Here is a 14,087-nt window from a genome sequence, read left to right as displayed (position 1 = left end):
CTTCCACCCCGGGTGTGTGACTGGCCTAAGGCACATCGATTGGGGCTGCAACAATTGAAACCTTGCACGGCCCAGGAAGGAACAGCGCCGAAACAGTCAGCCTCTATTCAGCTCATCTATGGAAACAAACGACTCGTCGCAGCGTTGAAGGCGACGAAGGGAGTTAAGACGATGCTGGTTCAGTTGTTCGGCAAAGACGGCAAGGCTTATCCGCACGATCCCTCGCGGCGCGGCTACCATGTGATCTACCGCGAGAATCAGGTGAATCACTGCCCCGGCTGCGGCCGTTCCCACTGGTATATCGGTCGCCTGTCGGCAGAATGCGGCTTTTGCGGCACGGCGTTGCCGCTGGCGGAGACTCTGACGGTCGGCACCGGCCTGTTTCGCCAGCGCGGGCGCCCGGCGATCGAGGAGTATCTCGACGCGGCTTGATGCCCGCGATCAACGCCTCGTCCCGTGCGGCGAGTTCGCTTGCCCTTCATCACATCGCTGGTATAGACGCCGCCTTGCCGTGGTCCGGCGGGCGTGGCGGAACTGGTAGACGCGCTGGATTTAGGTTCCAGTGGGCAACCGTGGGGGTTCGAGTCCCTCCGCCCGCACCAGCTCCTTGCCCCAGGGGCGCCAGGGCCGGCCAATCGCTGACATGAAGGTTCAAGATGCAGACTGTCGAGACGTTGAACGAGGGCCTGAAGCGCGCCTATCGAATCACCATCCCCGCCAAGGACATCGATGCGCGGGTCGATGAGGAGCTGAAGTCGATTGCGCCGCAGGTGCGCATGCCTGGCTTCCGTCCGGGGAAGGTCCCTGCCAACCTCGTCCGCAAGATGCATGGCCCGGCGCTCGAGCAGCAGGCGCTGCAGAGCGCCGTTCAGGAAGGCGTGCAAAAGCTGATGACGGAACAGCGTATCCGACCGGCGATGCAGCCCAATGTCGAACTCGAAGAAGGCGGCGACGGCAAGGATGCGGTCGTCAAGGTAGAGGTCGAGACGCTTCCGGACGTTCCCGAACCGCAGATCGAGGGCCTCAAACTGGAGCGGCTCAGCGTCGACCCGGACGAGAAGATGCTCGACGAGGCGGTCGACCGGCTCGCGGCGGGCCAGAAGAGCTTCGATCCCGCGCCCGTCAGCCATGCTGCCGAAAAGGGCGATCTGGTTATCGTCGACTTCGAAGGAAAAGTTGACGGAGAATTGTTCGAAGGCGGCAAGGGCGAAGGAATGTCCGTCGAACTCGGCTCCGGACGCCTGATCCCGGGCTTCGAGGACCAGCTCGTCGGCGCCAAGGCGAACGAGCAGCGGACGATCAACGTCACCTTCCCGGAAGATTACCCAGTCGATTATCTGAAGGGCCGCGAGGCGACCTTCGAAGTCACGGTGAACGAGGTCCAGACCGCTCGAGAAATGAAGGCCGACGACGCCTTCGCCCAGTCAATGGGTCTTGAGGGCATCGGTCAGCTTCGCGATCTGCTGAAGGGCCAGGTCGAGCAGGAGCTGAACGGGCTCACCCGCACGCACATGAAGCGGCAGCTGCTCGATCAGCTCGCCGAGCGACACGATTTCCCGGTCCCGCAGTCGATGGTGGATGCCGAGTTCGATCAGATTTGGCGGCAGCTGGAACATGAAGCGAGCCACGAGTCCGACCCGGAAGCTGCACGGGCGGAAATGGAAAAGGAGCGGGACGATTACCGACGCATCGCCGAGCGCCGGGTCCGCCTCGGCCTGCTTCTGTCGGAGATCGGTCAGAAGAACGGAGTCGAGGTCAGCCAGCAGGAAATGAACCAGCTGATCGGACAGGCCGCTCAGCAGTATCGGCCGGAGGATCGTCAGCGCTTCGTCGAATATATCCGGAACGAGCCGATGGCTGCCGCGCAGCTTCGGGCGCCCTTGTTCGAGGACAAGGTGGTCGACTTGCTGTTCGAGCGAGCCGAGATCAGCGAACGGAAGGTGACCCGAGAGGAGTTGCAGGCGGCGATCGAGGCCGAGGAGGGTCATGTCCATGGCCCCGGCTGCGGCCACGATCATCACGAGCATGGCGAGAAGCCGAAGGCGAAGAAGGCGACCAAGTCGAAAAAGGCTGCTTCGGGTGAGCCTGAAGGTGCCGGCGACACGGCGTCGAGCGAGCCGGCTCCGGAAAAACCTGCGAAGAAGGCTGCCGCAAAGAAGCCAGTCGCCAAGAAGTCGGCGAAGCAGGCCTAGTACGTTCCCGCGAAGGTCAGGTGCGGCCTTGCCCTCGGCAAGCCGCGCTTTGATCATTGTCGAGACCCGGCTCTTGTCCCTAAGGTGACGGGGCTTCGACGGGCCGAACGGAGTGGGGGATTATGACAGAAGCTGCGCGCGGCCTGCGGATCGCCGTCCTTCTCCCCTGCTACAATGAAGAAGCCGCGGTCGAGGCCACGGTTGCGGGCTTCCGCGCGGCGCTGCCTTCCGCGGACATCTACGTCTACGACAACAACAGCACCGATCGGACTCGTGAGGTTGCGGCCCGCGCGGGCGCTTTCGTCCGCTTCGAAAGAATGCAGGGGAAGGGCCACGTCGTCCGGCGGATGTTCGCAGACGTCGAAGCCGACATCTATGTGATGGCCGATGGCGACGCCACCTACGACCCGTCGGCCGCTCCGGCAATGATCGCGCGATTGGTCGACGAGCAGCTCGACATGGTCGTCGGCGCCCGAGTTTCCGAGGCGGCGAGCCAGTCCTATCGGCCGGGACACGTGCTCGGCAATCGCCTGTTCACCGCGCTGCTCGCCAGTCTTTTCGGGCGGACGTTCAGCGATATCTTTTCAGGCTACCGAGTCTTTTCGCGACGTTTCGCCAAGAGCTTTCCTGCACTGTCGCGCGGATTCGAGACGGAAACCGAGATCAGCGTTCATGCGCTCGAACTCGCCATGCCCGTGGCGGAGGTCGAGACTCGCTATGGCGCCCGTCCGGAAGGCTCTCAATCCAAGCTTTCCACCTGGCGCGACGGCTGGAAGATCCTGAAGTCCATCGTGCATCTCTATCGGATCGAGCGGCCGGTCCTCTTCTACGGCAGTTTCAGCCTGTTTCTGGCCGCTCTGGCCGTCATTCTGTCGATTCCCATCGTCCTCACCTATCTCGAAACGGGTCTGGTTCCCCGCTTTCCGACCGCGATCCTCGCGACCGGCCTGATGATCCTTGCAGCACTGAGCTTCTTCGCCGGCCTCATCCTCGACACCGTTGTGAGGGGCCGGCGGGAGGTGAGGCGGCTGCACTATCTCAGCTTGCCTGCGGTTGGCGGCGACCCCTAGTTCCGGTCGGTGGCGACCGGCACGAGTCGGAGCTTTTCAGGATTGCGCACGATGTAGATAGCGGCGATCCGGTTGCCTGCTGTTTCGATCGAGATGACTTGGGGGAGTCCGTCGCGCTCGAGCGTAATGAAGCCCGGCGCGGCGTTGATCCGGCCCCGGTAAAGGAGCTCGAACGGAGCGCCGCCGCGCTTGCGGTATATGCCGAGGAAGAAGCGAACGGCGCGCTCCAGGCCCTTCAACTCGTTCAGCGCCGCCAGGCGCTTTCCGCCGCCATCGCTGTAGACGACGACGTCTTCCGCCAGGATGGCTTTCAGGGTTTCGACGTCGCCGTCCCGCACCGCCTTCAGAAAGGCCGTGGTGAGTCGGTCGGCCGCCTCAGCGTCGACGGCGAAGCGCTTGCGGCTTTGCTGGATCTGTTTCCGCGCACGGCTTGCGAGCTGACGGCAGGAGGCCTCCGACTTGTTGAGGATTGTCGCAATCTCGGAAAAGGAAACGTCGAACAGGTCATGGAGAAGGAAAGCGGCGCGCTCGGGCGGAGTCAGTCGTTCGAGCGCGAGCAGCAGACCCAGGGTCAGGTCGTCGGCCAGGATCGGCTCCGCAACCTCCGCCAACACATGATCGGGGACGGGCTCCGGTAGCCAGGAGCCGACATATTCCTCCCGTCGAAGCCGGGCCGACTTGAGATGGTCGAGACAAAGCCGAGTCGTGACCTTCCGAAGGAAGGCCCGGGGACTGGCTATCCCGTCCCCGGATGTCTTGCTCCAGCGGATCCACGCTTCCTGGATGATGTCCTCCGCTTCGGCCATGGAACCCAGCATGCGATAGGCGAGGCCGAGCAGGTAGGGACGGTTCTCGACGAACGCGTCCTCCCAGTCGATGGCGGTCGGCTCCACTTCAAGCTGCGGCTTGGCTTGCATCGTCAACGGGATGGAGCGAGCGAAACCCGATCGCAATCCTGTTCCAGGCATTGATCGTGGTGATCAGAAGGGTGAGTTTGACTTTCTCCGCGTCGGTGAAGTGGAGGTCGAGTTCCCGATAGGCCTCATCGGGCGCATGAGTTTCGGCAACCAGCGTCAGAGCCTCCGTCCAAGCCAGTGCAGCCCGTTCGCGAGCCGAGTAAAGCGGAGATTCCCTCCACGCATTCAGCAGGTAGAGCCTTTCCTCGCTCTCTCCGGCCGAGCGCGCATCGCGGCTGTGCATATGCAGGCAATAGGCGCAGCCGTTGATCTGTGACGCTCTCATCTTCACCAGTTCGATGAGGCTGAATTCAAGGCCAGACTGACGGATGGCCATCTCGAGCGCGATCATCGGTCGGATCATTTCGGGGGCGACCTCATGAGGATTCAGTCTCGGTGTCATTCGCGGATCTCCTTCTTCTCTGTCCCCTAGACGACACTGCCTGGCGAGATGTGACAGTCCGGAAGCTTCGAAGAGTCGAGCGCGTCCGACTCCGGCACGACCGAGCACCGATCCGGCGGATCTGCCGCAACTTCAGGCGCCGCGTCAGCGGAACCTCCGCTGCTTCCATTCGCTCTGTGCTCTTCCTCGGGAAGGAGCCTGCAATGACCGAAGCGCGAAGCGCGATCCTCTACAGGATGGTCCTTCCGGACCATGTCTGTCCGTTCGGCGTCCGGGCAAGGAAGTTGCTCGAAGAAGCCGGGTTCGAAATCGAGGAGCATATTCTGAGCAGCCGTGACGAGGTGGACGCCTTCAAGGCCGAGCAGGGTGTCGCCGTCACGCCTCAGATCTTCATTGCGGGCGAGCGAATCGGAGGAAGCGACGAGCTTGAGCGCTATCTTTCGGTCGGGTGAGTTGTCTGGGTCGAATTGATCGACCGCCGCCCCTGATTTGCCGCTTCAACGAAAGAGCAATGCGCAAGTTCGAAACGCATCTTTCCGCCCCCGATGCGCGTCGCCGGCGCGAAGCCGGTAAGCCTTCGCTAACCCACTGGTGACATAGAGGTCTTCGAGAGGCCGAGTATGAAGTTCAGAGGCTGGACGATAACGCCCGAATCGCCGACCGAGGAGGATCAGGCAAAGCGCCCGAACCGTCGTGGCGAAGCGCGGCATGATTGCGGCGGACTGAAGCTGATCGTGCGGCAGCGCCGCTCGCTGGGAATCATCCACCTTCGCAACTTGTCCAGGTGGGGGGCGTGCGGGATTACCGACATGCCGGTCGCGGTCGGCTCTCTCGTCTTTCTGGAGCTGAAGAAATCTCACTTCTACGCCGCTCGGGTGAAGTGGGTGCGCAACCTTACCATCGGGGTGCAGCTTGCCAGAGGAATGCAGCCAACGACTCTGGAACGCCTGCTCGACCGCCGCTGAAGACCGGAATGAACCCGCAAGAACGGTTCGGCGCCGCTTGTTTCGATTCACTAGCATGGGCTCGACGATGGGGCTGGCCTCGTGCCCTCGCCGGCGCCGCCGGCAAAGCGTCTTGCCATTTCCGGCGTACCGGGCAAGAGGAGTCCTATTCAGAGCGATGGGGGCATCGATGAAGAAGATTTCGATCACTCTGGCAGTGCTGGTGGGGCTTGCAGGTTGTGCGAGCGAGGAAGAGCAGCTCGAAAATGCGATCCGCGAAGGGCTTGCTAATCAGGGTGAGGTCCAGGAAGTCGACCTTACCGTCTCCGACGAGAACAACATGACCGGCTACGCGCTCATTCGCGAGAATTCCGGTCGCGAGGGCAGGCTCACCTGTACCGCTCAGCGCAGCGAAGGCTCCAACTTCAATTGGCGCTGCTCGCCGGCGATCGACGAGGCCACTCTTCAGGAGATGGAGACGGCAATCCGAACCAGCCTCGCCAACCAGGCGGAAGTCGTCGACGTCGACATGCAGCGAGCGCAGGATGACGACCATATGACCGGCCATGCGGTGGTGCGGGACGGTTCGGGAAGCGAAGTCCGGGTCCCGTGCAGCGCGGAACGGACAGAAGGCGCCAACTTCAACTGGCGCTGCGGCGAGGATTCCGCGCCAGCCAGCGGCGGCAAGTAGGTCGCCAAAAGCCGTCGGTTTCAATCGCCGCCAATCCTCGGACAGGGGTGCAGGATCCGACCGCCCGTACCGGATCCGCTCGTTCGGCAACGGGATTCGGCCGAGTTCGGGGCGTCGGGAACGGAAAGGGCGGGGCTTGAACCTTCGCACCGATCCTCCGATGTAGCTCGCACGATCCAAGCGCACAGGACTTCCCATGGACCACGAAGACATCATCAACGGCCTCGTCCCCATCGTCATCGAGCAATCGAATCGCGGCGAGCGCAGCTTTGACATCTATTCCCGGCTTCTGAGGGAGCGGATCGTCTTCGTGACCGGCCCGGTCGAGGACCATATGGCGACGCTGGTGACGGCGCAGCTGCTCTATCTGGAATCGGAGAATCCGAAGAAGGACATCTACATGTACATCAACTCGCCGGGCGGGGTCGTCACGGCGGGCATGGCGATGCACGACACGATGCAGTACATCCGGCCGCGCGTCGGCACGGTCTGCATCGGTCAGGCAGCCTCGATGGGCGCGTTCCTGCTCTGCGCCGGCGAGCCTGGCATGCGCGTCGCCCTGACCAACGCTCGGATCATGATCCACCAGCCGTCGGGCGGTGCTCAGGGCATGGCGACGGATATCGAGATCCAGGCCAAGGAGATATTGCGCATCCGTCATCGGATGAACGAGTTGATGGCGAAGTATACCGGACAGCCGCTCGAGGAGATCGAGCGCAATGTCGAGCGGGACAAGTTCTTCTCCGCCGAGGAGGCCAAGACCTTCGGACTGGTCGACGAAGTCTTCGAAAAGCGCCCGGTCCCCACCGACGAGGAAACGGCGAGAGCCGCCTGAACTCCGATGGAGCGAACAGTGCGGGGCACTGTTCGAGGCGGGTTGAGCCGTTTGCGAGAGCCGCCTGAACTCCGACGGAGCGAACGTGCGGGAGCACCGCGCAAGAGGAATTCGGCAGTTTCGCTTCGGCTCCCCCGGTCGGCTGGTCGATTCGGCGCTCGTCGGACCACGAACGCTTGCTTGCCAGAGACCGGGTCAGCAAGCTCTTTCAACGCCTTGCCATGGACGCGCGGCATCGCCACATAGCGGTAGGCAAAGGTCGAACCCCCTTGTGCGATGGAACAAAAGCCGCGGAGGTGCACTCCCGTCCTTCACGGAGCCGCGGGAAGCCGGGCGCATTAAGGATTAGGCCATTGTGGTTGTGGTAAATTGCCGTCAGGATGGCCGCCTTGAAAGGTTGAGGCCGGTCGCGGCGGCCCGAAGGACTGGAATATGACGAAACTGAGCGGCGGCGACAGCAAGAGCACCCTCTACTGCTCCTTCTGCGGCAAGTCGCAGCACGAGGTTCGAAAGCTCATCGCGGGCCCCACCGTCTTCATCTGCGACGAGTGCGTTGAGCTGTGCAACGACATCATCCGCGAGGAAACGAAGTCGGCGCTGGTCAAGACGCGCGACGGCGTTCCTACGCCGGCCGAGATCTGCAAGGTGCTCGACGACTATGTCATCGGCCAGGATCACGCCAAGCGCGTCCTGTCGGTGGCGGTGCACAACCACTACAAGCGCCTCGCCCACGGCGCCAAGGGGGGCGAGGTCGAACTCGCCAAGTCGAACATCCTGTTGATCGGCCCGACGGGCTGCGGAAAGACTTTGCTCGCCCAGACCCTGGCGCGAATCCTCGACGTTCCGTTCACGATGGCCGATGCGACCACTCTGACCGAGGCGGGCTATGTCGGCGAGGATGTCGAGAACATCATTCTGAAACTGCTCCAGGCGAGCGACTACAATGTCGAGCGGGCGCAGCGCGGCATCGTCTATATCGACGAAATCGACAAGATCAGTCGCAAGTCCGACAATCCCTCCATCACTCGGGACGTTTCGGGCGAGGGCGTCCAGCAGGCGCTGCTGAAGCTGATGGAAGGCACGACCGCATCCGTTCCGCCGCAGGGGGGCCGCAAGCATCCCCAGCAGGAATTCCTGCAGGTCGACACGACCAATATCCTGTTCATCTGCGGCGGAGCCTTTGCCGGCCTTGAGAAGATCATCGGCGATCGACTCGAAGGCAAGTCGATCGGCTTCGGTGCTCATGTCGCCGCACCGGACGAACGCCGCGTTGGTCAGGTCCTTCGCCAGAGTGAACCCGAGGATCTGCTGAAGTTCGGGCTGATTCCCGAATTCGTCGGTCGACTGCCAGTGATTGCAACGCTGGAGGATCTCGACGTCGACGCATTGGTCAAGATCCTGCGCGAGCCGAAGAACGCCCTCGTCAAACAGTATCAGAAGCTCTTCGACATGGAGGACGTGAAGCTGACCTACACCGAGGATGCGCTGGTCGCGACCGCCAAGAAGGCGATCGAGCGCAAGACCGGTGCCCGGGGCCTCCGCTCGATCATGGAGAACATCCTGCTCGACACGATGTTCGACCTGCCGAGCATGGACGGAGTGGACGAGGTTCTGGTCGACAAGGACGTGGTCGATGGCCGCAAGGATCCAGTCCGCATCTACGCCAAGAAGGCCGAAGACGCGGCCTGAGTTGGGCCTGCGCTCCGCAGGTCTCAACGAGTCGTCGAGCTTCGTTTCCGTTCGGCTGCAGCCAAGCGGCCCCGGAGCCAAGATCTCTGCACCTGAACTTGGCTGAGTCGGGTACCACGGGCGTGGATAGCGGCCCGTTGCGATGCGCTGCATTGGCTACGGCAGCGAAGTCGGACTTACTTGCCGGTCGGTAGAGCGCCGCGTGCGGCAGTGGGAGCGGCCCGATTCTGCTGTTCCCAGGGCACCGTCGCCACGTTGTAGCGATTCACTTCCGCCTGGGTGAGGCAGCGGCGAGTCTCACGATTGCGCTCGTCGGTGACGGCGCGCACCCGGTACATGACCTCGGTCAGAAGCGCCCGCGAGACACCCATCCGAATCAGGAAATCGTTGTCCTCGCTCGCCAGAAGCGCCGACTGCTGCTCGATCTCGCCGATCAGTCCGATCGTATTGTCCTCGCCACGAGCGACTTCGGAGCGGATCGTCTCCCGGTCGCCGGTATGGGTGAACATGTGGACCATGAACAGTCCGCCATTGTCCACGAAGCGGGCGATGCCCCCCATGAACATGAAATTGCAGGCGGAGAAGCAGGCCCAGCCGCTGGGAATCCGGGTGATCAGGCTGTTGTCGCGAATGATTCGGCCCGCTTGATTGCCGACTCTGGCATTGCCCCCGGGCGACCGGAGCCAGATCTCGTCGCCCTGGAAGTTCCGAAGCGCTGCCTCGAGCCGAGGGATCAGATTGTCGTCGATCATCCCCTCGGCAAGCAGCACCTGACGGCCGTTCACTTCCTGAACGGTGAAGCGCATCTCCCGATAATTGGACCAGTTGGGATTCTGTGGACAGGTGGGATTGTCCGGATCGATCCGGCCCTGGGCTTCAGCTGCCTGCGCCGAAACCAGCGCCGCGGCAGCGGCGATCGAGGCAAAAAGGCGAGAAATCTTCTTAAACCCGAACATACCTGTTGTTGGGCGGGCGACGGCACATGCGCTTGGGGGCCCGAGTCTCTTCCCCGTCGACAATCACGATGTCGGTGACGGTCATGCAATCACCGTCCGTGGACGCGGTTTCCACCGCCGTAACGGTTGAGGAGCCGCGAACGCCCGGCCGAGTCTCGCTTTCCCAGGCGACGGTGCTTCCAACACCGCCGCGCTCGGCCTGCTCGACGACCTGCTGAGTAGCTCCGGCGGCTTTCTGCTGTTCGTCGCAATCGAGCATGCTCGCGATCGCTTCGCCCAGCAGTTCGCTCACCGGAAGGAAGCTGCTGACCATGTTGGCGACGCTTCCGGCGCGGCCGCCGAACCGCCCTGCGAGACCGCCGAGCAGTCCGCCGATGGCCCGGCCGCTCTGCCGCCGGCTCTCGCGCTGGGCCTGGCATTCTTCGCCGGTGCGGGACGCCGTCTGCGCCGCTGCGGCAGACGGAAGTGAAACTGACAAGCTGGCCAGCGCCAGGGGCGCGGCAATCAGAATGGCCTTGAACATTGACCTAACTCCCCAACCCCCGCGGAAAAAGCTCCTAAACGGAGGCGGCATTTGGGTCAATTATAAAGCAATCTGCGCCAGAGCGCACGTGCCTTTCATTGATGCAGCCGCGGCCTCTCCCATATAAAGGGAAGGAGCCGTTCGGCTCGATCTGTGGAGTATCCATGAGCGAATCCTATCCCGTTCTGCCGCTGCGCGACATCGTCGTCTTTCCGCACATGATCGTTCCCCTGTTCGTGGGCCGCGACAAATCGGTCGCGGCGCTTGAAAGCGCGATGGCGGCGGACAAGAACATCTTTCTCGTTTCCCAGCTCGACCCCGCCGAAGACGATCCGGATCGTGAGGCGCTTTACGATCTGGGCGTTGTTGCGACCGTCCTGCAGCTGCTGAAGCTTCCCGACGGAACCGTCCGGGTGCTGGTCGAAGGCCGGCAGCGAGCCGCGCTTCGCGCGTTGAAGCAGGAGGGAACCCACCTTTCTGCAGAAGTCGAGTTGATCGAAGGCGAAGAGCCGGACGGCGCGGAAGTTCAGGCGCTGATGCGCTCGGTCGTCGAGCAGTTCGAGAATTACGCCAAGCTCAACCGCAAGCTGCCGGCGGAGACCGCCGTCCAGCTCGGCCAGATCGAAGAACCGTCGAAGCTGGCGGACGCTGTCGCCGCAAACATCAACATCAAGGTTTCCGACAAGCAGGCCCTGCTTGCGGAGCTCGATCCGGTGCGGCGGCTCGAGATGGCCTTCGCCTTCATGGAAGGCGAGCTCGGAGTCCTTCAGGTCGAGAAGAAGATTCGCAGCCGCGTCAAGCGGCAGATGGAGAAGACTCAGCGCGAATATTACCTCAACGAGCAATTGAAGGCGATTCAGCGCGAACTCGGCAATGCCGGCGAAGACGGGGAGGGCGACGAACTCGCCGAGCTTGCCCGCAAGATCGAGCGCACGAAGCTTTCGAAGGAAGCGCGCGCCAAGGCGCAGTCGGAGCTGAAGAAGCTTCGGGCGATGGCGCCGATGTCGGCGGAAGCGACGGTGTCGCGCAACTATCTGGACGTTCTGCTTGGCCTCCCCTGGGGCAAGAAGTCCAAGCTCAAGCATGACATTCGCGAAGCCGAGCGAATCCTCGACGAGGATCATTATGGCCTTGAGAAGGTCAAGGAGCGGATCGTCGAATATCTCGCGGTTCAGGCGCGCACCAACAAGTTGAAGGGCCCGATTCTCTGTCTCGTCGGCCCTCCCGGCGTAGGAAAAACTTCGCTTGGCCGATCGATCGCGCGAGCGACCGGGCGCGAGTTCGTTCGCCAGTCTCTCGGCGGCGTCCGCGACGAGGCCGAGATCCGCGGCCATCGGCGCACTTACATCGGCTCGCTTCCGGGCAAGGTGATCACCAATGTGAAGAAGGCGGGCACCTCCAATCCGCTCTTCCTCCTCGACGAGATCGACAAGCTCGGCCAGGACTTCCGCGGCGATCCCGCTTCGGCTCTGCTCGAAGTGCTCGACCCGGAGCAGAATTCAAAGTTCCAGGACCATTATCTCGAGGTCGATTACGACCTTTCTGACGTGATGTTCGTCACCACGGCCAACTCGATGGACATGCCTCAGCCTTTGCTGGATCGAATGGAGATCATCCGGCTCGAAGGCTATACGGAGGACGAGAAGGTCGAGATCGCCAAGCGCCACTTGATCCCGAAGCAGATCGAGTCGCACGGGCTCAAGGAAGGCGAATTGACCGTGACGGAACAGGGTCTACGCGACCTCATCCGCTACTACACCCGTGAAGCGGGGGTTCGGACCCTGGAGCGGGAGATCGCCAAGATCGCCCGCAAGGCGCTCCGCCAGATCCTGGAAGGCAAGGCGGAACGCATCGAGATCACGACCGAAAATCTCGGAAGCTTCGTCGGAGTCAGGAAGTTCCGCCATGGCGTGAGCGAAGAGGAGGATCAGATTGGCGCAGTCACCGGACTTGCCTGGACGGAAGTCGGCGGGGAGCTGCTTTCGATCGAGGCCGTCACGGTTCCTGGAAAGGGGCAGATCAAGACCACCGGCAAGCTCGGTGAAGTCATGCAGGAGTCCGTCCAGGCCGCCTTCTCTTTCGTCAAGGCGCGCTCGCCCAGCTATGGCGTGAAGCCGAGCGTCTTCTCGCGCAAGGACATCCACGTCCACCTGCCGGAAGGCGCCGTGCCGAAGGACGGCCCCTCCGCCGGGATCGGAATGGTGACGGCGATCCTTTCAACCCTGACGGGAATTCCTGTGCGGCGCGATGTGGCCATGACCGGCGAAGTGACCTTGCGGGGACGGGTGCTTCCGATCGGCGGTCTCAAGGAGAAGCTTCTTGCCGCACTGCGCGGCGGGATCACCAAGGTGGTCATCCCTGCCGAAAACGAGAAGGATCTGGTCGACATCCCGGCGAACATCCGTGAAGGGCTGGAGATCGTCACCGTTACTCACGTCGATGAGGTGCTGAGTCACGCGCTGGCGACTCCGGTAGTGCCGATCGAGTGGACTGAGGCTGACGAACTCGCCGCTCTGCCGCCGACCGAGATCGCCCAGGGCGAGGACCGCCAGGGAGCCTCTGTCCGCCATTGAGGGGCCCGGGAAAGAGACATCTTCTCCTCGGTTCGATGTCTCTTTCCTTTTGACTCGCGTCCGTCCCTGTCTTTTAGATGGGCGACGGCATTGGCCGTGAGTCACCGGGTAACAGGGGTTCGGGACAGATGAATAAGCAGGAGCTCATCGGCCATGTCGCCGAGCTGACGGGACTGAGCCGTGGAGACGCTTCGCGCGCGGTCGAGGCGGTTTTCGATACGATCAGCGACGCGTTGAAGCGCGGCGACGAGGTTCGCCTGGTGGGATTCGGGACTTTCTCCTGTTCGCGCCGCAAGGCGTCGACGGGGCGCAATCCTCGTACCGGCGAGCCGATGCAGATCCGCGAGTCCACCCAGCCCAAGTTCAAGGCGGGCAAGGGACTGAAAGACTCGGTCAACGCATAGAGGGGAGGGGCTGCTGGACAGCCCCATTGCCCGCCGCTATTGACCGCTCGTCGGGCGGCACCATCTGTCGCTTCCGTTCGGGTCTACCACACCGGACATTCACATCAGGCGTGGGCGCGTAGCTCAGTGGTAGAGCACTGTGTTCACACCGCAGGGGTCGCAAGTTCAATCCTTGCCGCGCCCACCACGCCTTTCCATCCTTTCCGTTCGAAGCTCATCGCTCGCCCTTGGCGAAGCCATTTCCCATGCGTTAACCATGACGCAGGTAGAACGAAACCGGTTCTGCCTTGGGAGCGTTGTAAGGGAGCGGAAAGGAGCATGTAACGTGGGTGACTTCGGATTTCGTGGCGTCGACTCAGACTTCGGCCGACAGCTTCAGGGCTATGGCCTCTCCACGGTCGAGATCAGCTACTACATGCCCGACCATCCCACGCTCCTGCAGCTCTTCGTCTGGCAGCATTATGACGTTGCTCCACAGTTTCCCGCCTTGCGGGATTTCCTCGACCATTGGCGGCGGGAAGTCGAAGCGGCCCTCCATTCGGTGCGGGTGGCCCATAAGCACCTGATCGGCCCGACCGAGTGGCGCGCCGTCGACGGCATCATCACGATCAACTGACGGGCGCAAGCCGAGCGAAACACCCCTCAAAGGACAAGTGCCCGAGCGTTTCCGCTCGGGCACCCGTAAGACGGTCGAAACCGTCTACCCCCTTTTGTGACGCTCCACCCGCGCGCTTGTCCTACCTCGCAAAGCACAAGCGGGGTCGAAGCCTCCCCGAACCAGGCCAATGTCCATGGTTGCGTGGCATTTACGGTATTGGGCGCCGCCCCTGTTGTCACCGCAGAAGTGGCCT

15 protein-coding genes and 2 tRNA genes are annotated in these 14,087 nt (G+C 62.5%); 13 read left to right on the top strand and 4 right to left on the bottom strand.

Going from position 1 to position 14,087, the window contains the following annotated elements:
- Positions 1-39: 39 nt before the first annotated feature.
- The 4 genes from ACRYLT_RS15310 (at position 40) to ACRYLT_RS15295 (ending at position 3,262) form a co-directional block, all read left to right on the top strand.
- On the top strand, positions 40-432 hold the full coding sequence (locus ACRYLT_RS15310) for a hypothetical protein (protein ID WP_482664944.1): 393 nt from the start codon (positions 40-42) through the stop codon (positions 430-432).
- An 87-nt stretch (positions 433-519) separates the two neighbouring features.
- Positions 520-602: transfer RNA gene (locus ACRYLT_RS15305), tRNA-Leu, on the top strand.
- Positions 603-656: 54 nt separating this feature from the next.
- Entirely contained in the window at positions 657-2,192 is a 1,536-nt protein-coding gene (tig, locus tag ACRYLT_RS15300) for a trigger factor (RefSeq protein ID WP_482664943.1), read from the top strand.
- A 122-nt stretch (positions 2,193-2,314) separates the two neighbouring features.
- Positions 2,315-3,262, top strand: coding sequence for a glycosyltransferase family 2 protein (locus ACRYLT_RS15295; protein ID WP_482664942.1), 948 nt, complete (start codon positions 2,315-2,317; stop codon positions 3,260-3,262).
- Here the strand turns inward: ACRYLT_RS15295 and sigJ are convergent.
- Together sigJ and ACRYLT_RS15285 are read right to left on the bottom strand one after the other, a co-directional pair.
- On the bottom strand, positions 3,259-4,179 hold the full coding sequence (gene sigJ, locus ACRYLT_RS15290; RefSeq protein WP_482664941.1) for an RNA polymerase sigma factor SigJ: 921 nt from the start codon (positions 4,177-4,179) through the stop codon (positions 3,259-3,261). The two genes, ACRYLT_RS15295 and sigJ, sit on opposite strands and share 4 nt — an antisense overlap.
- Positions 4,157-4,621, bottom strand: a complete 465-nt coding sequence (locus tag ACRYLT_RS15285) for a carboxymuconolactone decarboxylase family protein (protein ID WP_482664940.1) — start codon at positions 4,619-4,621, stop codon at positions 4,157-4,159. Before ACRYLT_RS15285 ends, sigJ begins: the two co-directional genes overlap by 23 nt.
- A gap of 203 nt (positions 4,622-4,824) precedes the next feature.
- Here ACRYLT_RS15285 and ACRYLT_RS15280 point away from each other — a divergent pair, with 203 nt between their 5' ends.
- The 5 genes from ACRYLT_RS15280 to clpX all read left to right on the top strand — a co-directional run bounded on the left by ACRYLT_RS15280 (position 4,825) and on the right by clpX (position 8,780).
- The gene (locus ACRYLT_RS15280; RefSeq protein WP_482664939.1) at positions 4,825-5,073 is read left to right on the top strand and encodes a glutaredoxin domain-containing protein; all 249 of its coding nucleotides are present in this window, start codon (positions 4,825-4,827) and stop codon (positions 5,071-5,073) included.
- Between the two features lie 168 nt (positions 5,074-5,241).
- Entirely contained in the window at positions 5,242-5,586 is a 345-nt protein-coding gene (locus ACRYLT_RS15275; RefSeq protein WP_482664938.1) for a hypothetical protein, read from the top strand.
- A gap of 169 nt (positions 5,587-5,755) precedes the next feature.
- Positions 5,756-6,256 (top strand): hypothetical protein, encoded by a 501-nt coding sequence (locus ACRYLT_RS15270; RefSeq protein WP_482664937.1) that lies wholly within the window; start codon positions 5,756-5,758, stop codon positions 6,254-6,256.
- Positions 6,257-6,452: 196 nt separating this feature from the next.
- The gene (gene clpP, locus ACRYLT_RS15265; RefSeq protein WP_482664936.1) at positions 6,453-7,091 is read left to right on the top strand and encodes an ATP-dependent Clp endopeptidase proteolytic subunit ClpP; all 639 of its coding nucleotides are present in this window, start codon (positions 6,453-6,455) and stop codon (positions 7,089-7,091) included.
- A 432-nt stretch (positions 7,092-7,523) separates the two neighbouring features.
- A complete protein-coding gene (clpX, locus tag ACRYLT_RS15260) occupies positions 7,524-8,780 on the top strand; it encodes an ATP-dependent Clp protease ATP-binding subunit ClpX (protein WP_482664935.1) in 1,257 nt (418 codons plus the stop codon).
- Positions 8,781-8,956: 176 nt separating this feature from the next.
- On the opposite strand, the gene ACRYLT_RS15255 is transcribed toward clpX, so the two are convergent.
- A complete protein-coding gene (locus ACRYLT_RS15255) occupies positions 8,957-9,736 on the bottom strand; it encodes a COG3904 family protein (RefSeq protein ID WP_482664934.1) in 780 nt (259 codons plus the stop codon).
- Positions 9,723-10,259, bottom strand: coding sequence for a hypothetical protein (locus ACRYLT_RS15250; RefSeq protein WP_482664933.1), 537 nt, complete (start codon positions 10,257-10,259; stop codon positions 9,723-9,725). Before ACRYLT_RS15250 ends, ACRYLT_RS15255 begins: the two co-directional genes overlap by 14 nt.
- A 164-nt stretch (positions 10,260-10,423) precedes the next feature.
- Here ACRYLT_RS15250 and lon point away from each other — a divergent pair, with 164 nt between their 5' ends.
- The 4 genes from lon to ACRYLT_RS15230 all read left to right on the top strand — a co-directional run bounded on the left by lon (position 10,424) and on the right by ACRYLT_RS15230 (position 13,852).
- A complete protein-coding gene (gene lon, locus ACRYLT_RS15245; RefSeq protein WP_482664932.1) occupies positions 10,424-12,832 on the top strand; it encodes an endopeptidase La in 2,409 nt (802 codons plus the stop codon).
- A gap of 128 nt (positions 12,833-12,960) precedes the next feature.
- On the top strand, positions 12,961-13,236 hold the full coding sequence (locus tag ACRYLT_RS15240; protein ID WP_482664931.1) for an HU family DNA-binding protein: 276 nt from the start codon (positions 12,961-12,963) through the stop codon (positions 13,234-13,236).
- A 112-nt stretch (positions 13,237-13,348) separates the two neighbouring features.
- Positions 13,349-13,423, top strand: a tRNA-Val gene (locus ACRYLT_RS15235).
- A 138-nt stretch (positions 13,424-13,561) separates the two neighbouring features.
- Positions 13,562-13,852, top strand: coding sequence for an usg protein (locus ACRYLT_RS15230; protein ID WP_482664930.1), 291 nt, complete (start codon positions 13,562-13,564; stop codon positions 13,850-13,852).
- The last annotated feature ends 235 nt before the right edge of the window (positions 13,853-14,087 follow it).

The organism is Sphingosinicella sp. SM1-17, from assembly GCF_056821765.1.
The sequence above is the reverse complement of the archived record's forward strand: the minus strand, read 5'-3'. Positions and strand labels throughout refer to the sequence as shown.